The following is a 19,896-nucleotide window of genomic DNA, read 5'->3' as shown; positions in this document are numbered from 1 at the left end:
GAGATGTTGCTACAAGGGCGCAGCGCGGTCGTCTACGGGGGCGGCGGCCACGTCGGCGGGGCCATGGCCCGGGCGTTCGCGCGCCACGGGGCCACCGTGCACCTGGCCGGGCGGACGCTTGCGACGGTGCGGGCGGTGGCGGAGGAGATCACCACGGCCGGCGGGACCGCCTTCGCCGACGCGGTTGACGCGCTCGACGAGCACGCCGTCGACGAGCACATGGACCGGGTGATCGAGCGCTGCGGGCGGCTCGACGTGTCCGTGAATGTGATCAGCGACCAGGACGTGCAGGGCGTCGCGATGGCGCAGATGACGGCCGCGGACTACCTGCGGCCGATCGTCACCGCGGTGACGTCGAAGTTCCTGACCGCCCGGGCCGCCGCACGGGTCATGGTGCCGCGGCGCTCGGGGCTCATCCTGTACTTCGGGGGCACCTTCGACTGGTCCGTGGCCCGGCGCTTCAGCGTGGGCGGGATGGGGGTCACGTTCGACGCGGTCGAGTCGATGCGCAAGCAGCTCGCCTGCGAGCTCGGGCCGAGCGGGGTCCGGGTCGTCACGCTGCGCACCGGCGGGCTGCCCGAGACGATCCCGGCCGGGTTCGAGGGGCGCGACGAGCTCGTCGGATGGCTCACCGGCCAGACGCTCACCGGGCGCACGGCGACGCTCGCGGAGGTCGGCGAGCTCGCCGCGTTCGTGGCGTCGGACCACGCCGGGATGATGACCGGCGCCGAGCTCGACATGAGCGCCGGAACGTCGATCCGATGAGTTGATCATTGAAAGATCTTTCCGGCATTCCAATCCATTCGCGCAGCTCAGCCCGCCGAGAACCCGGTCGTGCAGCAGTACCTCATCAACGCGAACAACACCTGGTTCCCAGAGGGCCGGGCCCACCCCTCAGCGCAGGGTGAGCCGCAGCACGCGGTCGTCGTCGGGCACCGGGCCGTTGGGGTTGCGCCCGTCGCGGTTCGAGGTCGTCATCCACACGCTGCCGTCCGGCGCCGTCGCCGCCGTGCGCAGGCGGCCGTAGCGCTCGGTCAGCGCCTCCACCGGGCGGCCGGCGACGCCCGAGCCCGTGCGCCAGCGCACCGCCGCCGTGTCGGAGAAGGAGGAGGCGACGACCGGGGACGGGCCCAGCGGCACCAGGTAGATCCGCTGGCCGCGCAGGCACGTCACGACCGCCGTGGTCCCCGTGATCGCCACGCCGGCGGCCACCCCGACCTCCGGATGCCAGACCACCACCGGGTCGACGTAGCGCGGGTTGCTCCCGATCCCCTCGACGGCCGGCCAGCCGTAGTCGCCGCCCGGGCGGATGATGTTGAGCTCGTCCCACACCGCCTGGCCGATCTCGGAGGAGTACATGACCCCGGCCGCGTCCCAGGCCAGGCCCTCGGGGTTGCGGTGGCCGTAGGACCACACGAGCGAGCGCGGGAACGGGTTGCCGGGCGGGGGCCGGCCGTCGGTGGTCATCCGCAGGATCTTGCCGCCGAGGATGTCGAGGCGCTGGGCCGCCTCCGTGCGGGAGGCCTCGCCGGTGGTCGCGTAGAGGTAGCCGTCGGGGCCGAACGCGAGCCGTCCGCCGTCGTGGATGCCGCCCCTCGGGATGCCGGTCACGATCGGCTGCGGGCGGGCGCGGCCGTCGAGCTTGAGCCGCGCGATGCGGTTGTCGACCTTCGTCGTGTAGTAGATGTAGACCGTCCGGTCCTTCTTGTAGCCGGGCGACACCGCGATGCCCAGCAGCCCGCCCTCGTTGTCCGAGTTCGCCTCGCCGATGCGGGCCACCGGGGTGACCGCGCCGGCGGTCGTCACGTGCAGGATGCGCAGCGTCCGGCGCTCGGTCACCAGGGCGCTGCCGTCGGGCAGGAACGACAGCCCCCACGGGACGTCCAGGTGCCGCGCCACCGTCGAGACGCTCACGCGCCCGTCCGCGCCGCCGGAGGGGTCGGCCGCCCCATGGTGGAAGTCGGTCGGGTTGATCGGCGGCAGCGGTTTCCCCTCGGCCCCCGCCGGCGAGGAACATCCGGCCAGCACACACACGGACAGCAAGGCGATCCCGGCTCGGCGCACGGGGCAACCGTGCGCCGGGCCGGGATGAGCCGCCGTCATCCTAGGAGGCGTAAACCTCCAGCTCCGAGAGCTGCCCGGCCGGCCAGCCGGTGTTCCCGGTGACCGTGACGCGCAGGTAGCGCACCCCGGCCGCGGGGAACGTGAGCGTGACCGTGTTGCCGGTCGCCGGGTCGAAGGCGCAGGCCCGGCTCGCGACGAGCACCGCGCCGGTGGTGAAGTCGGTGATCGTCACCGTCTCGGTGCGCGCCGCCCACGCCGTCGCCGGCGGAAGTTTCAGCACCACGCGGCTCACGGCGGTGTTCGCGCCGAGGTCCACCTGCAGCCACTGCGGGAACGCGTTGTTCACGCTCTCCCAGTAGGTGTCCGCGCTGCCGTCCACGGCGTTGCCGGCCGCGTAGTTCTGCGTGTTCGACGACTGCGTGACCGGCCGGTGCAGGGCCAGGTTGGTCGCGGTCGCGGCCACCCCGGTGCCGCTGAGCGCGACGGTGGCCTCGGCGTTGGCGGCGGTACTGCGCACGCTCAGCGTCCCCGTCCGGTTCCCGGCCGCGCTGGGGTGGAACGTGACCGTGGCCGTGCAGTTGGCGCCCAGCGCGATGGTGGTGCCGCACGTGGTCGTGACGGTGAAGTCGCCCGACGCCGTCACGGACTGCACCGTCGCCGGGGCGGTGCCGGTGTTGGTGACGGTCACGGTCTGCCAGTCGCTGTTGGTGTTCACGCCGGTGTCCTCGAAGTGCAGCGACGCGGGGCTGAGCGCGAGGGTGGCCGTGCCGCCGCTTGTGCCGTACACCTCGAAGGACGACAGCTGCCCGGCCGGCCAGCCGGTGTTCGCGGTGATGCTCAGGCGGACATAGCGCGCGCTGACCGCCGGGAACGTGGCGCTCGCGGTGTTGCCCGTGGCCGGGTCGAAGAGGTAGTCGGTGGCGCCCGCGGCGGTGCTCCACTGGGCGCCGTCGGCGCTCGTCAGCACCGCGACCGTCTGCCGCCGGGCGGCCCAGGCGGACGCCGGTGGCACGCGCATCGTGACCTTGCCGACGCTCGCGGATGCGCCCAGGTCGACCTGCACCCACTGTGGGAACGCGTTGTTCGCGCTCTCCCAGTAGCTGTTCGCGTCCGCGTCGGTGACGTTGCCGGCCGGGTAGCCGGCCTGCGTCGACTGTGCGGTCGCGGGGCGCCCGGCGGCCAGGTTCGTCGTGCTCGACGGCGGCACGCCGGTGCCGGTGAGCTGGACGAGGACGGCGCCCTGGCCGTCGTCGCCGGTGATGGAGTAGACGGCGGACTGCGCGCCCTGGGTGCTCGGCGTGAAGGTGACGGTCTGGTGGATGACGTCACCGGGCGAGAGCTGCTGGCCCTCGGAGACCGGCGTCGTGGTGTTGAACGCGCCGACCGGCGGGGCCGCCTTGGTCAGGGTCAGCGTGATGTTGCCCGTGTTGGCGATGTCGAAGGTCTGGGTCGCGGAGGTACCGACGACGACCGATCCGAACGCGACCGGGTTCGGCGTGATCGTCAGGTGGGCGGCGCCCGCGACCGCCGTGCCGCTGAGCGGGACCGTGACCGGGCCGGCCGAGCTGGTGACGGTGATCGAGCCGGTGTGGTTGCCGGGCGCCGTCGGGGCGTACCGCACCGAGACCGACACGGACGCGCCGGCCGCGATCGTGGTGCCGGTGGCCGGGAAGCCGGTGGCGCTGAACGGGGCCGCGGGCGCCGTCGAGCCGGTGACCGTGACGGCGCTCGTGCCGGTGTTGGTGATGCTGACGCCGAGGGTCTTGCTGGCGCCGGTCGGCACCGTGCCGAACGACAGCGCCGCCGGGGTGGCGCCGAGGCCGGGCTTCGTGCCGGTGCCGTGCAGGTCCAGCGCGACGGTCCCGGCGTCGGTGGTGAAGGTGAGGCTGCCCGCGGCGCCCCCGGCCGCGGTGGGCGTGAAGCGGACCGGCACCGCGAGGGTCTGCCCGGTGGTGAGGCTCACCGGCAGCGCGGGCGCGGTGACGCCGAAGGGCGCGGCGGCGGTCACGGCGGTGATGCGCACGGCCCGGGTCGCGGTCACCGTCACCGTCGCGTTGGCGGTGCTGCCGACGGCGACGCTGCCGAAGTCCGTCGGCGGGGCGCTCAGCGCGGCGGTGGTCGGGCGGCCGAAGCCGTAGAGGCGGCCGTCGCGGTTGCCCACGTAGACGCGGCCGTTGTCGGTCGCGGGCACGGCGAACTTCGTGGCGGTGCCGATCGGCGCGGAGTACCGCAGGTGCAGCTGCCCGCCGGCGGGCAGGGCGTCGTAGGCGCGCAGCTGGCCGCCCGAGCCGGTGGAGCCGTCGCTGTAGACGGCCCAGACGATCGCCGAGCCCGAGGTCGTGCCGGAGGAGGTGACGACCGGGGAGCCGGAGGTGTAGCCGAACGTCGAGGGGCTGGTCGCGGCCGAGGTCAGCACCGGCAGCCCGGAGCCGTTCACGCCGTACTTGAACGCGCGCAGGAAGCCCTGGTTCTCGACCTGGTACACGTAGCCGCCGTCGCCGCCCCAGACCGCCGGGTGACCCCAGACCCCGTTGTAGGGCCCGGCCGGCGGGACCAGCGAGGCGTCGGTGCCGCCCGGGCCCTGCGCCATGCCGCCGAGGTTGTCGCGGTCGAGCAGGAACACCCGGCCGTCCTTGCCGGTCTGCACCATCAGGCGCGGGTGGGCCGCGGTGCCGAACGAGGCCGGCAGGGCCACCGGGCCGCCGGAGCCGAAGTCGGTGTCGTCCTGGTCGAGCTTGCCGTTGTTGGCCGGGCTGAAGAAGTCCTTGGCGCTCAGCGAGCCGTCGCCGTTGACCTGCAGCCGGATCACCGACTCGGCGAGGGTGCCGGGCGGGCTGGTGCCCGGGCCGGGCGCCGGGGACACGCCGTTGCCGGTGGCCACGAAGATCCGGCCGGAGCCGTCGGAGACCAGGCCGCCGCCGGACTGCCAGATGCCGCCCATCCCGGTCGAGCGGCCGGCCTCGGTGGACCACAGCGTCGACATGGCCGGGGTGGCGGTCTTGACGCCGGCGACGTACCCGACGTACGGCCCGTAGTCGCAGTGGCTCGCGAAGCCCGCGTAGACGACGCCGTCGAGCAGCAGCAGGCCCGGGCGCTGGGCCGCGGTCTTCGGGTTGAAGGTGTTGGCCGGGTCGTTGGTCGGCGAGCCCTGGATGGTCACCGGCCAGCCCGCGCGCTCGGCCCCGGTCGCCGGGTCGATCTTGTGCATGGTGAAGTGCGGATGGTTGGCGTCCGGGCCGTCGTTGACCTTGGCGGTGAAGAAGACCGAGCTCGTCGCCGGGTCGTAGACCGGGGTGCTCGTGACGCCGATGTTCGGCACCAGGTCGCCGCAGCCGATCGCCGAGGCGGGCCAGGCGGGGCCGACGCTGCGGGACCAGATGATCGCGCCGGTCTGCGGGTTGAGGCCGTACACCCAGTTGTTCTCGGTCGCGGCGATCAGGGTGCCCGCGGCGACGATCGGCTGGGCGTAGATCTGGCCGTTGAGGTCGGTGGCGAAGAGCTGGCCGAAGTCGGCGGCGGAGACCGCGGACGGGCCGAGGGCCGCCTCGTTCGGGTCCCAGGCGGTGCGCAGGGTGTCGACGGAGACCGTCGTGACATCGGCGGCGGCGGGCGGGGCGAGCACGGCGGCGGTGCCGAGCGCGAGGAGGGGTGGCAGGAGGGCGGCGGCCAACCGGCGTGCGGCCATGACGGCTCCAGAGGGGGGTGTCGAAGAGCGTCGATCGGGACAGCACCGTAACGCCGCCGACATCTCCGCGCAAGATGCCAACGAAAAACAGAAATACTTACACTCGTCAACCGCAAAAGCCGTCGATGGTACCGCCCGGGCCCGCACCACCCGCCGGGGGCATTGATCGTTACAGACCTGTGGTGCGTGGGTACCACACTCGAACCGACCGGGGCCTTCGCGGTCTCTCGCGGAAGGGGACGGTGCGATGACCGATCCGGGACGCCGGCGGCTGTCCGCCCGCGACAGCCGCACCGCGGTCGCGGCCGGGGGCGCCGCGCTCATCGTGATGCTGCTCGCCCTGCTGGCCTACTGCCAGTTCACCGGCTCGGGCGCCGGCGACCGCGCCGCCCCGGGCGCCTCCGCCGCCGCCTCGGTCTCGGCCTCGGTTTCGGCATCCGTCTCGGCGAGCGTGTCGGCCGGCCAGTCCGCCGACGCCGCCCGCTCCGCCGCGGCCGCCGCCGAGCGGGAGCGCTCCGCCGCCGCCTCGCGCTCGGCGGCCGCCGCGGCCTCGGCCTCGGCCGCGAACGACGGCTCGGCGGGCCTGGGCGGCGGCGGGAACCCGACGGGCGCGGCCCCGAGCGGCGCGCCCCACACCGGCGGCGGCGACGGCCTGGGCATGCGCAACCCGGTGCTGGCCGGGGCAGGCATCGTCCTGCTGCTGGCCGCGGCCGCGCTCGTGGTCTTCCGCATGCGCCCGGCGACCGGACGGCGCTGACCGTGCGGCCGCCCCGGCGCCTGATGATCGACGGCCTGACCGGGCTGCTCGCGGCCGGCGGCCTCACGCTGCTCGTGATCGGGGCGTCCCCCGCTCCCCCGCCGCCCGAGCGCCCGGCCGCGGCGCCCGCCGCCTCCGGGCCCGTGCCGGACCCGATCCCGATCGCGAGTTCGGCCGCCCCGGCGACGGCGGTGCGCACGCGCGGGCTGGCCGCGTCCGCACCCGTGCGGCTCACGATCCCCGCGATCGGCATCGACACGGCGCTCATGTCGCTCGGCCTCAACCCGGACGGCACCGTCGAGGTGCCACCGCTCAAGCCGGGCGCGCCGGCCGGCTGGTACCGCAACCTGCGCACCCCGGGCGAGGTCGGGCCCGCGGTGCTCCTCGGCCACGTGGACACCGCCCACGACGGCCCGGCCGTGTTCTACCGCCTGCGCGAGCTACGCCCCGGCGACACCGCGACGGTGCGCCGGGCCGACGGCACCGCGGCGGTCTTCGTGGTCGAGCGGGTGGTGGAGGTACCGAAGACCGACTTCCCGACGGATGCCGTCTACGGCCCGGTCGACTATCCGGCCCTGCGGCTCGTGACGTGCGGCGGCACCTTCGACCGCCTCCGCCACGAGTACCGCGGCAACATCCTCGTCTACGCCCGCCTGGAAAGCTGAGGCCGGGCGAGGGCGCCCAGGACCTCGTCGGTCGTCGGGGTCGCGGCGCAGCTGCGCGAGGCGTAGTCGAGGGCGAGCGCGTGGTCGGCCGCGGTGAAGTCGGCCATCGCGTCGGCGACGAGGAACGGCTCCACGTCGTGCGCGTAGGCGTCGGCGGCGGTCAGCAGGCAGCCCAGGTGCGCGAAGACGCCGCACACGAGGAGCTGGTCGCGGCCCAGCCCCCGCATGGTGTCCAGCAGCGGGGTGCGGTGGAAGGCGCTGTAGCGCCACTTCGTCACCACCTCCGAGGGCGACGCGGGCTCGAGGACCAGGCCCCGGCTCGACTCGTCGGAGGTCATGCCCTCGCCCCACACGTCGCGCAGCAGGCCGCGTTCGGCCGGGGTCATGCGGCCGGGCTGGGCGGTGTACCGGATCGGCACGCCGAGGCCGGTGCACGCCGAGCGCAGCCGGGCGACGTTCGCCAGCAGCTCGCGGCCGGGCGGGACGGCGGGGTCGAAGCGGTCGACGAAGTACCGCTGCATGTCGTGGATCAGCAGCACACAGCGCGACGGGTCCGGCCGCCACGGGGCGGGCCCGCTGCGGGGCGGCGACGGCATCGGATACGAGACGACGGCGGGAATCATGCGTACAACCAATCCTGTCCGGGCAGCCCGGAGGCCGCGATCCGCTCGTCCCGGCGGCGCTGCTCGGCGCCGTCGGGAAGGTGGTACTCGTGGCCGCCCGCCGCGCTCGCCGCGGCCACGCGCTCGGCCCGCGGGCGGCGCGCCGCCTCGAACCCGGCGAGGTCGTCGAGGTGGGACGGCAGCGCCGCGGCGTCCTCGATCGCCTGGGCCGCGCCCTGGGCGAGGAAGGGCGGCATGGGGTGGGCGGCGTCGCCGATGACGACGACGCCGTCGCGGTGCCAGGCCGGCAGCGGCGCGCGGGTGCGCAGCGCGAATCCTCGGGTGGCGGCCCGCACCAGCGCGCGCACCGGCCCGTGCCAGCCCCCGAACCGCTCCCCCGGGCGGGCCACGACGACGAGGTTGAGCCCGCCGGGGATCGGATAGGCCACGACGTGCGCGCCCGGGCCGAGCCAGACCGTCACCACCGACGACTCGACCGGTGGGAGCACCGCGCGGTAGGCGGTGTACCCGAGGTCGACCAGCCCGCCGGGGGCCAGCAGGCCGCGGACCGTCGAGTGCAGGCCGTCGGCGCCGACGACGAACGAGGCCGGCCGCAGCGTCTGTCCGAAGTGGATTCGCCCGGCCTTCGCGGCGAGCGCCCTCAGCAGATCGGCCCGCCGCAGCGTCAGATACGGGGAGCCGTAGCGGGACAGCACGGCCGGGCCGAGCGGGACCCGGCCCAGCAGCGCGCCGTCCGACCAGCGGCGGATCTCGCGCGCCGAGGGCCGCAGGGACACGGCGTCCAGGTCCACGCCGAGGCCGCGCAGCACGCGTGTCGCGTTCGGCGGGAGCTGGATGCCGTAGCCCGACACCGGCAGGGATGGCGCACGCTCGACGACCTCGCAGGGCACGCCGTGGGCGGCGAGGGCGACGGCCGCGGTCAGGCCGCCGATGCCGGCGCCGACGATGAGCGGCTCAGTAGTAGCGCAGCGCACGGTCCCAGTCCTCCCCGGGGCCGAACAGGCCGCGCGGCTTCATCACCTCGGCGGTCGCGGTCAGCAGCCGGTGCGGGACCAGGCCGCCGGGCGGCACGGGCACCACGAGCGGCTCGACGTGCGGGTACGCGGTGCGCAGCGCCGCCGTCAGGGTCGCGGTCGCGGCGGTGCGCCAGCGGTCGGCGACCTCGATCTCGACGCGGAGGCGGGGATCGCGCCGGTCGCCGTCGACCCGCGCGCGCCAGAACCACACGCCGAAGTCGTCCGGCAGCCCGAAGACGAGCTCCTCCAGGCCCAGCTGGGTCAGGCCGCCGCGGGCGAAGCGGCCGAGCAGGCGCACCGCGGGGAGGTGCCAGCCGCAGGGGCACTCGCGGTACGCCACCTCCACCTCGTCCTCGATGGCGTAGCGCAGCAGGGGCATCGCGTCGCGGTAGAGCGGCGTCACGACCAGCCGGCCACGCCCGTCGGGCCGCAGCTGCCCCGTGTCCGGGTCCTGCACCTCGAAGACGGCCCGGTCGGCCCACAGGTGCATGGTGCCGTGCGCGCACTCCCCGGCCAGGCTGCCGGTCTCGGTCGCGCCGTACTCCTCCACGACCGGCGCCCCCCACACCCGCCCGATGCGGGCCTTGCGCGCGGGCCCGACGGGCTCGCCGCCGACGAAGAGCGCGCGCAGGCTCGGGAAGTCGCGGTAGCCGCCGACGCGCGCGGCCGCGGCCCACAGCAGCGTGTCCGTCGGCAGCGACCAGGTGAGGGTGACGCCGAGGTCGTGCAGCAGCCGTACCACCCGCGAGTAGGGCGTGGCCAGCGAGCGGTTGTCGGCCGGCACCACGGTCGCGCCGCGCAGCCGGGCGGCCGCGTGCGCCAGGTGCCCGGTGATCATCAGCGCGTACGGGGTGCGGACCAGCATCGTGTCGTCGGGCGCGATGCCGGTCCATTTGCGCGCGAAGCGCTCGGCGAGGTCGAGCCAGTCGGTCTCGGTGTAGTAGGACGCGGTCGGCTCGCCGCTGCTGCCACTGGACTCGTGATAGGTGGCCACGTCGGCGCGGTCGCAGGCGAGCAGGCCGAACGGGTACGCGTCGCGGAGGTCCTGCTTGGTCGTGAGCGGCTGCTCGGGCAGGGGCGCGATGCCGCGCCCACGGTAGAACGGGGAGCGCTCGGCCGCCGCGTACACCGCGGGGAGCCGCTCCTGCTGGAGCCGGGCGAGGCCGGCGAAGTCGTGCCAGTCGCCGATCCGGGGCAGCGTCATGAGTGCTCCAGGATCCGGTCGGCGTTGCCGAAGGAGACCAGCGCGAGCTCGTCCGGGGGCAGACCGAGGGCGCGCAGCTTGGCGACCTCGACGCTCGGGTGCTGCAGCGGGTGCTCGGTGCCGAAGAGCACCCGGTGCGCGCCCAGCCGGCGCACCGCGAGCCGGGCCACGGCGGTGAAGCAGCCGGAGAGCTCGACGGCGATGTTGGGCAGGGGCGCGACGAGGCTGAGCCCGGCCGCGTCCAGGCCGGTGTGCCCGCAGTGGCCGGAGACGAACGTGACGTCCGGGTGCCGGCCGGCGAGGACGACGAGGTCCTCGGTGCGGGTGCCGGCCCGGCCGAGGCAGACCACGTAGACGGGGTGGCGGTGCCGCGCGGCGATGCGCACGAGCGCGTCGACCCGGGGGTCGTCGAGCCGGAAGCCGTGCACCGCCGGGGAGATCTCCAGGCCCCGGAACCGGTGTGCCGCGGCCTCATAGCCGGCGGCGTCGCGGTACGGGTCGGCGAAGAAGAACGGCACCAGCCGCCCGCCGGACGCCTCGCACGCCCGCCGGACCCCCTCGTTGTCGGCCAGGGCCTTGCTGCGCCCGCCGTCGACGATCTGCACCGAGAGGCGGTCGAGCCCGACCACCCCGCCGGCGCAGACCGCCGCCCGCTCGACCCCGGCCTCGTCGAGGGCGCCCAGCAGGGCCTCGGCCGCGCCCGGGCCGGGGGTCAGGCGCGCGTGGAAGTCGAACATCGCGATCACTGCTCGTAGCACAGTTCGTCGATGGGGTAGCCGACGTGGCGCTCGCGCCGGGGCAGGTAGCCGAGGATGCGGTCGCCGGGCTGGAGCGCGGTCGAGTTCAGCACCGCGCCGCCGGGCCCGAGGATGCGCACGTGCCAGTCGTCCTGGACGATCACGTTGACCGCCTCGCCGCCCTCGGCGACGGCGTCGATCGACAGCAGCGGCCGCGTCTCGATCTTCACCCGGCCGACGACCACCGGGCGGCTGCGCCCGTCGACCCCGACGGCCAGGACGGTGCCGCCCGCGCGCAGTTCGCTGAGGTACCGCGTGTGCTCGCCGTCCGCCAGCGTGTACGACATGATCGCGCCGGCGTTGACCCGGAACGGACGCGTCGGCATGTAGGGCAGCGGGTGGGTCTCGCTCACGCAGAGCACGAGCGCCTTGGCCCGCGACCCGACCAGGATGCCCTCGTCGCGGGCGAGGTAGGTGCACGTGTCGACGCAGGCCCGCTCGCCCATCCCGGCGTGGGTGATCGCGGTGACGGTCAGCTCGGTGAGCTCCAGGTCCGGGGAGCGCCGCTCGACCGCGTCCTTGAGCCGGCCCGCCTCGCCGGGCGCGGACGGGGCCAGCATCACCCCGTCCGGGCCGTGCTCGAGCACGCCGAGGAACACGGGCGCGTCCGCGGCCCGCTCGACGGTCGTGACGATGAGCCCGTGCGCGTCGGCCGCGGCGGCCAGCACGATCTCGAGCGGGATGTTCGTCGGGTCGGCGAAGCGCAGCACGGTGACCGGGTCGCGGGTCACGCTCGCGCAGGCCACGGCCAGGGAGTCGGCGTCGGTCACGTCGACGTGGGCGCCGAAGCGCACGCCGGGGTGGCGGGCCGCGAGCCGGCCGGGCTCGCCGTGCTGGACGGGGTCGACGATCACCAGGTCGGCGTCGCCGAAGGAGTCGGGCAGCTCCTTGCCGGGCAGCAGCACCCGGCTCACGGTCGGCGGCAGCCCGGCGAGGTCGGCCGGGTCGTCGGCGACGATCGCGTCGAAGCCCCGGTGGATCGCCTCCTGGCACAGGACGGACTTGAGCCCTTCGGCGGCCCGGATGTCGAGCCAGCACTGCTTCATGGGGGTACTCCTTCTCATCGGGTGCGGGCCGGGGTGCGGTCATGGACGAGCGCGGCGAGCCGGCGCACCATCGCGGCCGGCTCGGGGGCGTTGAAGACGAGGCGGCCCGCGGCGACCCCGCCCGCCCCGGCCCGCACGGCGGTGGCGAGGTGCTGCAGGGCGGCGGCGCTGTCCAGGGCGTCGCCGCCGGCCGCGAGCACCGGGATCGGGCTGGCCGCGGTGAGCGCCTCGAGGTCGTGCGCGTCGCGGGGCATCGCCGTCTTGACCAGGTCGGCGCCGAGCTCGGCGGCGATGGCGGCGGCGTGCGCGACGAGCCGCGGGGCGCGGCCGTCGGCGATGCCGGGGCCGCGGGCGTAGACCATGGCCAGCAGCGGCACGCCCCACCGGTCGCAGTCGCCGGCGACCGCGGCCAGGTCGGCCATCTGCCGCGGATCGGTCCGCGAGCCCGCGTTGACGTGCACGCTGACCGCGTCGGCCCCCAGGCGCAGGGCCTCCTCGACGGAGGCGACGAGCACCTTGGCGTCGGGGTCGGCGGACAGGCCGGTGCCGGCGGACAGGTGCAGGATCAGGCAGAGCTCGCGGAAGCGGTGGGCCGCCACGTGCCGCAGCGCGCCCTTGTGCAGGACCACGGCGTCGGCCCCGCCCGCGGCGATCTCGCCGACGAGCCGGTCCAGGCCGCCCGATCGTCCACTGTGGATGATCGGGGCGCCGCCGATCGGGTGATCCAGCGGCACGATGAGCAGGCCGCCGGATCCGTTGCGGTACAACCGGTCCAGCCGGACCCGGCGGGCGAAACTGTCATTGGGAGCCACGCCTACCGACGCTAGGCTCGGGCCGGGACACGCCCCACTACCTCAATGGGTAGTGGCCGCCCTCGCCGACGCGCTGCGACGGTGACGAGCATGACGCATCCGTGGTTGCAGCGTATCGCCGGAGCCGAGGCCTTCGCACTCGTCTGCCGGGACGACCGGGTGGAGCTGCGCGTCGGGGCCCCGCTCGCCTCGATCCCGGACCGCCTTGACGCGGAGGTGGTGGCCGCGCTGCCCTACCGTACGATCGCCGAGCGCGGCCTGGCCTGCGTCGAGGACGGGGCCCCGCCGCTGGCCTTCGCCGTGACCTGGTCCGGCTCCCTGCCGGTGTCCACGGTCCTGGGCCTGCTGCCCGCGTGCTCCCCGGGCCTGCTCGACGGCCGGTTCGACCTGGACGACGCGCAGTACGCGGAGGTCGTCCGGCGGGTGGTGGAGGAGGACATCGGCGGCGGCACCGGCTCCAACTTCGTGATCCGCCGCACCTACCGGGCCCGCATCCCCGGCTTCACGCCCGCCGCCGCGCTGTCGGCCTTCGCCGGCCTGCTGCGGTCCGAGCGCGGGGCCTACTGGACGTTCCTGCTGCACTGCCGCGGCCGCACCCTGCTCGGCGCCACCCCCGAGTCGCAGGCCCGCCTCGACAGCGGGATCGCCGCGATGAACCCGATCAGCGGCACCTACCGCTACCCGCCCGGCGGCCCGACCGCCCGCGGCCTGCGCCGGTTCCTCGCCGACCGCAAGGAGACCGAGGAGCTGTTCATGGTCGCCGACGAGGAGCTCAAGACCATGGCCCGCATCTGCGAGGGCGGGGGCCGGCTGCGGGGGCCGTGGCTGCGGCCGATGTCGCGGCTGGCGCACACCGAGTACATCATCGACGGGCCCACCGGGCTCGGGCCGGCCGAGGTGCTGCGCGCGACCATGCCCGCCCCGACGGTGACCGGCAGCCCGATCGCCGCCGCGTGCCGGGTGATCGCCGCGCGCGAGGGCACCGGGCGCGGCTACTACGGCGGGGCGATCGCGCTGCTCGCCCCGGGTTCGCTGGACTCGGCGCTGATCATCCGCACCGCGGAGATCGAGCCGGACGGGTCCGTGACCATCGGCGTCGGGGCGACGCTGGTGCGCCACGGCGACCCGGCGGCGGAGGCGGCCGAGACCCGGGCGAAGGCGGCGGCGCTGCTGGGGGCTCTGGCGGGAGAGCGGGCGGCGGCGGTACCGCCGAAGCTGCCCGCCCTCGAGCGCGCCCTGCGCCGTCGCAACGCCGGCCTGTCCCCGTTCTGGCTCGGCCGGCCGGTGCGGCTGCGCCCGCTGTCCGGCCGGGTGCTGATCATCGACAACGAGGACGACTTCACCGCGATGCTGGCCCGGCTCACCGAGGCGCTCGGGCTGCGCGTCGACGTCCGGCCGGCGCTGCGCGACGGCTACGATGCGGTGGTGCTCGGCCCCGGCCCCGGCGACCCCCGCGACCGCGACGACCCGCGCATCGACCGGCTGCACGAGATCGCCGGGCGGCTGCTGGCCGAGCGGACCCCGACCCTCGCCGTCTGCCTCGGCCACCAGGTCCTCGCGGACGAGCTCGGCCTGCCGATCCGGCGGCTCGCCCGGCCGGCCCAGGGCGAGCCCCGGCGGGTGCCCGGATTCGGGCGGGTCGGCTTCTACAACACCTTCGTCGCCGTGTGCGGGCCCGGCGAAGGCGCCCCGGGACATCGCGTGAATACGCTGCATCTGACCACCGTGCGTCACGGCCGGCCGGAGCGAATTGGGATATTGCGGGATGCCGCGACCGGGGCCGTGCACGCAATGCGATTGGCACGAGCGCGGTCAATACAGTTTCATGTGGAATCGGTGCTGACCGAGCACGGCCCGGCGATTCTGCGGCGCCTGCTGGCCGAAATCCTGGCCGCCCCGCCGGGCGGGCCGGGACCAGCACGATATCGGGCCGACGGAGGATGCCGTCCGGGTTCGTCCGGCTCCCCCGAATGGCTGTTCAAGTCGATCATCGAGTACCGAGAGAATCACCGCAGGCCAGCCACGATTACCGAGCCGAACACCGGTAAGACGTCCGACAACTAGGGGTGATTTCGCTGACTGCACCGGCCGCGGGAACCTTCGGGCGCGATCGCGAGCTCGCCGTCCTGCGCACAGCGGTGTCCGGCGCCGCCGAAGGCTTCGGCGGGTGCACGATCGTGACCGGCTCGGCCGGCATCGGCAAGTCCCACCTGGTCCGGGCCTCGATCCTGTGCGCGCAGGCGCGCGGGGTCTCGGTCGCGGCCCGCGCCGCGTTCGAGCTCGACCGCGCGGCCCCGCTGATCACCCTCGCCGGGACGCTGCAGCAGCTGCGGCCGGCCGAGCCCGCGATCGGCTGGCTGCGCGAGGAGGACGACGCGCAGTACCGCACCCTGGAGCGGCTCGGCGCCGCGCTGGAGGACTACGCGGCCCAGCGGCCCCTGGTGATCGCGATCGACGATGCCCAGTGGATGGACGAGCTGTCCGCCCTCGCCGTCGCCGAGCTCGTCCCGGCGCTGGCCTCCTCCCCCGTGCGCTGGGTGTTCGCGCACCGCCCGGCCCCGTCCGGCACGCCCGGGCAGCACCTCATGGAGCGCCTCGTCCGCGACGGGCACGAGCAGCTCACCCTCGGCACGCTCGACGACGACGCCGTGCGCCGGCTGTGCGTCCAGGTCGTCGGCGCCGACGTGGACAACACCGTGCTCGCGCTGGCCGGCGGCTGCGACGGCAACCCGCTGCAGGTCGAGCAGCTGGTCCGGACGCTGCACCGGACCGGGCAGCTGGTGGTGGCCGACGGGATCGGGACCGTCGTCGGCGAGGAGCTGCCGTCGAGCTTCATCACGATCGTCGACCAGATGCTGCACGGGCTGTCCAGCGAGGCCCAGGAGCTGCTGCAGGCGGCGGCGGTGTTCGGCCGGCCGTTCGCGATCGAGGCGGTCGCCGAGCTGCTCGACGTGCGCCCCGGCCCGCTGGTCAAGCAGGTCAAGGAGGCGCTCGACGCCCGGGTGCTGGTCAACAACGGCGACGAGCTCGAGTTCGTGCACGATCTGGTGCGGCTGGCGGTGTACGGCACGCTGAACCCCGCCGTCGCGACCATGCTGCACCGCCAGGCCGCCGTGATCGCCCGCGAGGAGGGCCGCCCGCCGGTCGAGGTCGCCGAGCACCTGCTCAAGACCGGCCGCACCGGCCGCCGCGAGGCCGTCACGATCCTGCACGAGGCCGCGCTCGAGGTCGCCCCGGCCGCGCCCAGCACCGCCGCCGACCTGATCGAGCACGCGCTGCGGGTGATCGGCGAGCACGACCCCGCCCGGGTGGCGCTCGTCGCGGACGCCGTCACGCTGCTCGCCTCGGCCGGCCGGCTCGAGCGGGCGCAGGACCTGGGCGAGACCGCGCTGCGGGCCGGGCTCGACCCGCGCACCGACGCCATGCTCAAGTTCGGGCTGGCCGAGGCGTTCAAGCACGCCGGGCACAACCGGCTCGCGGTGGAGTGGGCCGACCAGGGCCTCGCCGTGCCCGCCGTGCCCGGGTCGGTCGCGGCGAAGCTGCACGCCATCCGCGCCCACGCCCGCTTCTACTCCGGCGACCTGCCCGGGGCCGACGAGGACGGCGAGGCGGCGACGGCGGCGGGGCTGGCCACCGGGGAGTACGCCGCCTCGGTGTTCGGGCTCACCGGCCGCAGCCTCGTGGCCCAGGCCGAGGGCCGCCTCGACGACGCCTTCGGCCACGCCGAGCGCGCGACCGGCATCGCCGACCAGGTGCGCGGCGACGCCGCCCACCGCCACCCGCGGATCTGGCTCGGCGACGCCCAGGCCTGCCTCGACCGCTTCGACGAGGCCGAGGAGACCTACCGCCGCGGCCGCCGCGAATCCGAACGCCTCGGCACCGCCTGGTCCACGCCGCTGTGGCACTACTACCACGCGGCCCTGCTCACCGCCCGCGGCCGGCTCGACGACGCCGTCGCCGAGGCCGAGGCCGGCGTGGCCATCGCGCTCAACCTCACCGCCTACGCCCTGGCCGTGCCGCTGCTGGGCCAGCTCACCCGGCTCGCCGTCCTGCAGGGCGACCTGCCCCAGGCCCAGGCCCACCTCGCGCACATGCAAAGGCGGATGGCGGCCGGAATCACCGCGGCCCCCGAGGACATGTACTGGCCCGAGGGCGTCCTGCTGGAGGCGGTCGCCGGGCCCGAGGCGGCCCTGGACGCGCTGACCGGCCTCGTCGACGCGCTGCCCACGCGGCCCGTGCTGATCGCGCAGGACCCGTCCACCGCCCCCGCGCTCGTGCACCTCGCGGTCCGCGCCGGCGACCTGCCCCGCGCCCGCACCGTGGTCGCCGCGGCCCGGGCCCTCGTCGCCCGCAACCCGCGCCAGCTCTCCCTCGCCGCCGCGGCCGACCACGCCGAGGGTGTGCTCACCGGCGACCCGTGGCTGCTGCGCGGCGCCGTCGAGCGCTTCCGCCGCACCCCGCGCCGCCTCGCCCTCGCCGGGGCCCTCGAGGACGCCGCCCTGAACACCGCCGACGACCAGCAGGGCCGCGCCTGGGCCGCCGAGGCGATCGCCATCGTCACCGACTGCCGGGCCGAGCGCGCCCGGCGCCGCCTCGAGTTCAGCCTCGGCGGCCCCAAGGCCCCCACCGAGCGGCCCGGCTTCCGCCCCGGCTCCCCGCTGCACCAGCTCACCCCGGCCGAGCAGAACGTGGCCCTGCAGGTCGCGCTCGGGCTCCAGAACCGCCAGGTCGCCAGCGCCCTGCACCTGTCCCGGCACACCGTCGACAGCCACCTGCGCAAGATCTTCACCAAGCTCGACCTGCGCGGCCGGGTCGAGCTGGCGAACCTCGTGAACCGGGATCGCTTGAACACGTGATGTACGCGGGCGCCCTCCCGGCCCGAGCATGACCATTGGCGACGAAGGCGTCGCCGTGGCCGAGCGATGGGGGAACACCGGTGACGACGCCGTCGAGCGCACAGGTTCTCGTGGTCGGGGCGGGCCCGGCCGGCGCGGTGCTCGCGCTGGAGCTCGCCCACCACAACGTGCCCTGCCTGGTCGTGGAGCGGGCCGTCGCCCCGCCCCGGCACCTCGGCGCCGACCGGCTGACCGGGCACGCGATGGGGCTGTTACGCCGGCTCGGCCTCGCCGCGGTGGTGCAGCGCCACGCGGAGGCGCCCGAGCCCGAGGACGTCGAGTGGCGCATCGGCCTCGACGACGACCCGGTGCTCGTCTCCTCCCCCGACGCCACGTCCGGCGGCGGCCCCGACCATCGCGTCCCGGCCGCCGACCTCGCCCGGCGCCTGCGCGACGAGCTGCGCCGCAGCCCCCTCGTCGACCTGCGCGAGGGCTGGACCTTCACCGGCCTGCGCGTCGAGCCCGACGGCGCCGTCGCCACCGTGCTCGACGTGCACGCGGGCGTGCGGCACACGATCGCGGCGCGGCACCTGGTGGGCTGCGACGGCGCGCAGAGCACGGTGCGGCGCTGCGTGGAGGTGCCGATGGAGAGCCTCGGCAGCCCCGCCCGGCACTGCTCGGTGTTCTTCCGCAGCGCCGACCCCCGCCTGCCCGCCAAGCACGGCAACCCCGTCGTCGTGGTCGTCGGCGGCACGACCAGCCTGTCCCGCGGCGACGGCGACAGCTGGGTGGCCCACCTGCCGGTCGGCGCCGACGAGCCGGTCACCACCGACCCGGTCGCGATGCTGCGCTCGCGGCTCGGCAGCGGCCTGGAGGTGGCCGAGATCCTCGGGGTGGCCCAGTGGGACGACGCCCTGGCCGTCGCCGCGGCGTACCGGCGGGGCCCGGTGTTCCTGGCCGGCGAGGCCGCGCACCGCTTCCACCCGGCCGGCGAGCTCGCCGACACCAGCCTCGCCGACGCCGTCGACCTGGGCTGGAAGCTGGCCGCCGAGATCAACGGCTGGGGCGGCCCGGCCCTGCTGGCCAGCTACGAGGCCGAGCGGCGGCCGGTCGCCCTGCTCGACCGGGAGCTGCTGGCCCGCTCGCTGGAGACCCGGCGCCGGTTCAGCCGGCTCAGCGCCGCCGGGGCCGCCCCGGAGCTGCTGGCCGGGCTGCTGCGGCAGGAGGCGCACCGCCCCGACGCCCGCGCCCTGCCCGCCCGGCACGCGACCTCGGCCGTGGTCTGGCACAGCGGCGCGAACGGCCTCAGCGGCACGATCCGCCCCGGCGGCCGGGCCCCGGACCTGCGCCTCGACGGCGGCGACACGCTCGCCGAACGGTTCGGCCCGCAGCTGACCCTCGTCGACCTCACCGGGGAGGCGGCCGGCGCCCCGCTCGCCGCCGCCGCCAACGGCCGCGGCGTCCCCGTCGTCCACCTGCCCGTCGCCGACGCGAGCGTGCGCACCGGCTGGGACCGGCCGCTCGCCCTGGTCCGCCCGGACGGGCACGTGGCGTGGTGCGCCGACACCGTGCCGGCCGACTGGGACGCGGTCCTCGACCTGGTCAGCGGCAAGACCACGTGAATACGTGATGTCCGCGGGGGCCCGCGGAGGCGACGCTCGATAACGCCCAGCCCACCACCGACAGGCAGGACAGAGCCGATGAGCATGACGACCCTGGCACCGCCGCTGACGGGTTCCCCGGACTTCGGCAAGGATCTGCGCGACACGGTCGTGAGCCGGTGGCACAAGCGCCTGTCGGCCAACTCGACGGCCAAGCGCAGCCACTGGCGGACCAAGACCGTCTACTTCCGCGCGGTCGCAAGCCTCGTCGCCGCCGCGCCCGGTGCCCCGCTGACCTGGAAGAGCATCGTCGAGGCGGCCGCGCCCAACGGCAGCCGCAGCACGTTCTACGAGGTCGCCGGCGCCCACGCCCGGCACCCGTTGATCGACGCGTTCATCGACGACGGCCGCACCGACTCGATCCAGCTGGCGCTGCACTACCGGCGCACCGACGCCGTCGCCCAGCTGCTCGACGAGGCCAAGGTCTGGTCCTACTGGTCGCACCGTGAGCGCATGCTCGACGCCGTGGGCACCGCGGGCCCGATCTCCCCGCTCGCGCTCGAGGCCCAGGTGTGCGAATCGCTGTCGAAGTGGTCGCGGGCCAACCCGCACCTCGCCGCGGCGCTCGGGCACACCCCGCCCGCGTGCGCCGTCGAGGACCTGATGCTGATCCGCGACGGGAAGATGGCGGCGGTACGGGCGGCGAGCCAGCTGACCGAGCACCTCCGACGGGCCGCCTGAGGCTCCCGCGAGGACTGTTCGTCTTCGCGCGGGCAGGGCCTAGTCTGGCG

Annotated in this window: 15 protein-coding genes; 7 read left to right on the top strand and 8 right to left on the bottom strand. The window is 75.3% G+C overall.

Annotated elements, in window-relative coordinates:
- Positions 1-3 precede the first annotated feature (3 nt).
- Positions 4-765 (top strand): SDR family NAD(P)-dependent oxidoreductase, encoded by a 762-nt coding sequence (locus ACQP2P_RS13055; protein ID WP_433615895.1) that lies wholly within the window; start codon positions 4-6, stop codon positions 763-765.
- A 129-nt stretch (positions 766-894) separates the two neighbouring features.
- Here ACQP2P_RS13055 and ACQP2P_RS13050 read toward each other — a convergent pair whose 3' ends face one another.
- Both ACQP2P_RS13050 and ACQP2P_RS13045 read right to left on the bottom strand, forming a co-directional pair.
- The gene (locus tag ACQP2P_RS13050; protein WP_433615894.1) at positions 895-2,103 is read right to left on the bottom strand and encodes a PQQ-dependent sugar dehydrogenase; all 1,209 of its coding nucleotides are present in this window, start codon (positions 2,101-2,103) and stop codon (positions 895-897) included.
- A gap of 1 nt (position 2,104) precedes the next feature.
- Positions 2,105-5,749 carry a choice-of-anchor D domain-containing protein gene (locus tag ACQP2P_RS13045; RefSeq protein ID WP_433615892.1) on the bottom strand — a complete coding sequence of 1,215 codons (3,645 nt, stop codon included), beginning with the start codon at positions 5,747-5,749 and terminating at the stop codon, positions 2,105-2,107.
- A 247-nt stretch (positions 5,750-5,996) separates the two neighbouring features.
- On the opposite strand from ACQP2P_RS13045, the gene ACQP2P_RS13040 reads away from it, so the two are divergent.
- Together ACQP2P_RS13040 and ACQP2P_RS13035 are read left to right on the top strand one after the other, a co-directional pair.
- Positions 5,997-6,506 carry a hypothetical protein gene (locus tag ACQP2P_RS13040; protein ID WP_433615890.1) on the top strand — a complete coding sequence of 170 codons (510 nt, stop codon included), beginning with the start codon at positions 5,997-5,999 and terminating at the stop codon, positions 6,504-6,506.
- Positions 6,507-6,508: 2 nt separating this feature from the next.
- Positions 6,509-7,171: a class F sortase gene (locus ACQP2P_RS13035; RefSeq protein ID WP_433615888.1), complete on the top strand. Its 663-nt coding sequence runs from the start codon at positions 6,509-6,511 to the stop codon at positions 7,169-7,171.
- Here ACQP2P_RS13035 and ACQP2P_RS13030 read toward each other — a convergent pair.
- The 6 genes from ACQP2P_RS13030 to ACQP2P_RS13005 are packed head-to-tail and all read right to left on the bottom strand — an operon-like array spanning position 7,150 to position 12,669.
- Positions 7,150-7,794, bottom strand: coding sequence for an isochorismatase family protein (locus ACQP2P_RS13030; protein WP_433615886.1), 645 nt, complete (start codon positions 7,792-7,794; stop codon positions 7,150-7,152). The genes ACQP2P_RS13035 and ACQP2P_RS13030 overlap by 22 nt on opposite strands.
- Positions 7,791-8,768, bottom strand: a complete 978-nt coding sequence (locus ACQP2P_RS13025; protein ID WP_433615884.1) for an FAD-dependent monooxygenase — start codon at positions 8,766-8,768, stop codon at positions 7,791-7,793. Before ACQP2P_RS13025 ends, ACQP2P_RS13030 begins: the two co-directional genes overlap by 4 nt.
- Entirely contained in the window at positions 8,749-10,014 is a 1,266-nt protein-coding gene (locus ACQP2P_RS13020; protein ID WP_433615882.1) for a phenylacetate--CoA ligase family protein, read from the bottom strand. The genes ACQP2P_RS13025 and ACQP2P_RS13020 overlap by 20 nt, the downstream gene beginning before the upstream one ends.
- Complete coding sequence (locus ACQP2P_RS13015) at positions 10,011-10,751, bottom strand: amidohydrolase family protein (protein WP_433619120.1); 741 nt, start codon at positions 10,749-10,751, stop codon at positions 10,011-10,013. Before ACQP2P_RS13015 ends, ACQP2P_RS13020 begins: the two co-directional genes overlap by 4 nt.
- A 5-nt stretch (positions 10,752-10,756) precedes the next feature.
- On the bottom strand, positions 10,757-11,857 hold the full coding sequence (locus ACQP2P_RS13010; protein ID WP_433615880.1) for a 3-dehydroquinate synthase II family protein: 1,101 nt from the start codon (positions 11,855-11,857) through the stop codon (positions 10,757-10,759).
- Positions 11,858-11,871: 14 nt separating this feature from the next.
- A complete protein-coding gene (locus ACQP2P_RS13005) occupies positions 11,872-12,669 on the bottom strand; it encodes a 2-amino-3,7-dideoxy-D-threo-hept-6-ulosonate synthase (RefSeq protein WP_433615878.1) in 798 nt (265 codons plus the stop codon).
- Positions 12,670-12,759: 90 nt separating this feature from the next.
- Between ACQP2P_RS13005 and ACQP2P_RS13000 the strand changes: the two genes are divergently transcribed.
- The 4 genes from ACQP2P_RS13000 (at position 12,760) to ACQP2P_RS12985 (ending at position 19,846) form a co-directional block, all read left to right on the top strand.
- Positions 12,760-14,733, top strand: a complete 1,974-nt coding sequence (locus ACQP2P_RS13000; RefSeq protein WP_433615877.1) for an anthranilate synthase family protein — start codon at positions 12,760-12,762, stop codon at positions 14,731-14,733.
- A 2-nt stretch (positions 14,734-14,735) separates the two neighbouring features.
- Complete coding sequence (locus tag ACQP2P_RS12995; RefSeq protein ID WP_433615876.1) at positions 14,736-17,525, top strand: ATP-binding protein; 2,790 nt, start codon at positions 14,736-14,738, stop codon at positions 17,523-17,525.
- Positions 17,526-17,605: 80 nt separating this feature from the next.
- The gene (locus ACQP2P_RS12990; protein WP_433615874.1) at positions 17,606-19,126 is read left to right on the top strand and encodes an FAD-dependent monooxygenase; all 1,521 of its coding nucleotides are present in this window, start codon (positions 17,606-17,608) and stop codon (positions 19,124-19,126) included.
- A 78-nt stretch (positions 19,127-19,204) separates the two neighbouring features.
- Positions 19,205-19,846, top strand: a complete 642-nt coding sequence (locus ACQP2P_RS12985; RefSeq protein ID WP_433615873.1) for a hypothetical protein — start codon at positions 19,205-19,207, stop codon at positions 19,844-19,846.
- Positions 19,847-19,896: the final 50 nt, after the last annotated feature.

It is taken from the genome of Dactylosporangium sp. CA-139114, from assembly GCF_050955725.1.
Classification (GTDB): Bacteria; Actinomycetota; Actinomycetes; order Mycobacteriales; family Micromonosporaceae; genus Dactylosporangium.
The sequence above is the reverse complement of the archived record's forward strand: the minus strand, read 5'-3'. Positions and strand labels throughout refer to the sequence as shown.

Bases quoted from the DNA above. Each gene is read 5' to 3' on its own strand.
- ACQP2P_RS13055 (WP_433615895.1), top strand. From the start codon at position 4: ATGTTGCTACAAGGGCGCAGCGCGGTCGTCTACGGGGGCGGCGGCCAC.
- ACQP2P_RS13050 (WP_433615894.1), bottom strand. From the start codon at position 2,103: ATGACGGCGGCTCATCCCGGCCCGGCGCACGGTTGCCCCGTGCGCCGA.
- ACQP2P_RS13045 (WP_433615892.1), bottom strand. From the start codon at position 5,749: ATGGCCGCACGCCGGTTGGCCGCCGCCCTCCTGCCACCCCTCCTCGCG.
- ACQP2P_RS13040 (WP_433615890.1), top strand. From the start codon at position 5,997: ATGACCGATCCGGGACGCCGGCGGCTGTCCGCCCGCGACAGCCGCACC.
- ACQP2P_RS13030 (WP_433615886.1), bottom strand. From the start codon at position 7,794: ATGATTCCCGCCGTCGTCTCGTATCCGATGCCGTCGCCGCCCCGCAGC.
- ACQP2P_RS13020 (WP_433615882.1), bottom strand. From the start codon at position 10,014: ATGACGCTGCCCCGGATCGGCGACTGGCACGACTTCGCCGGCCTCGCC.
- ACQP2P_RS13015 (WP_433619120.1), bottom strand. From the start codon at position 10,751: ATGTTCGACTTCCACGCGCGCCTGACCCCCGGCCCGGGCGCGGCCGAG.
- ACQP2P_RS13010 (WP_433615880.1), bottom strand. From the start codon at position 11,857: ATGAAGCAGTGCTGGCTCGACATCCGGGCCGCCGAAGGGCTCAAGTCC.
- ACQP2P_RS13000 (WP_433615877.1), top strand. From the start codon at position 12,760: ATGACGCATCCGTGGTTGCAGCGTATCGCCGGAGCCGAGGCCTTCGCA.
- ACQP2P_RS12985 (WP_433615873.1), top strand. From the start codon at position 19,205: ATGAGCATGACGACCCTGGCACCGCCGCTGACGGGTTCCCCGGACTTC.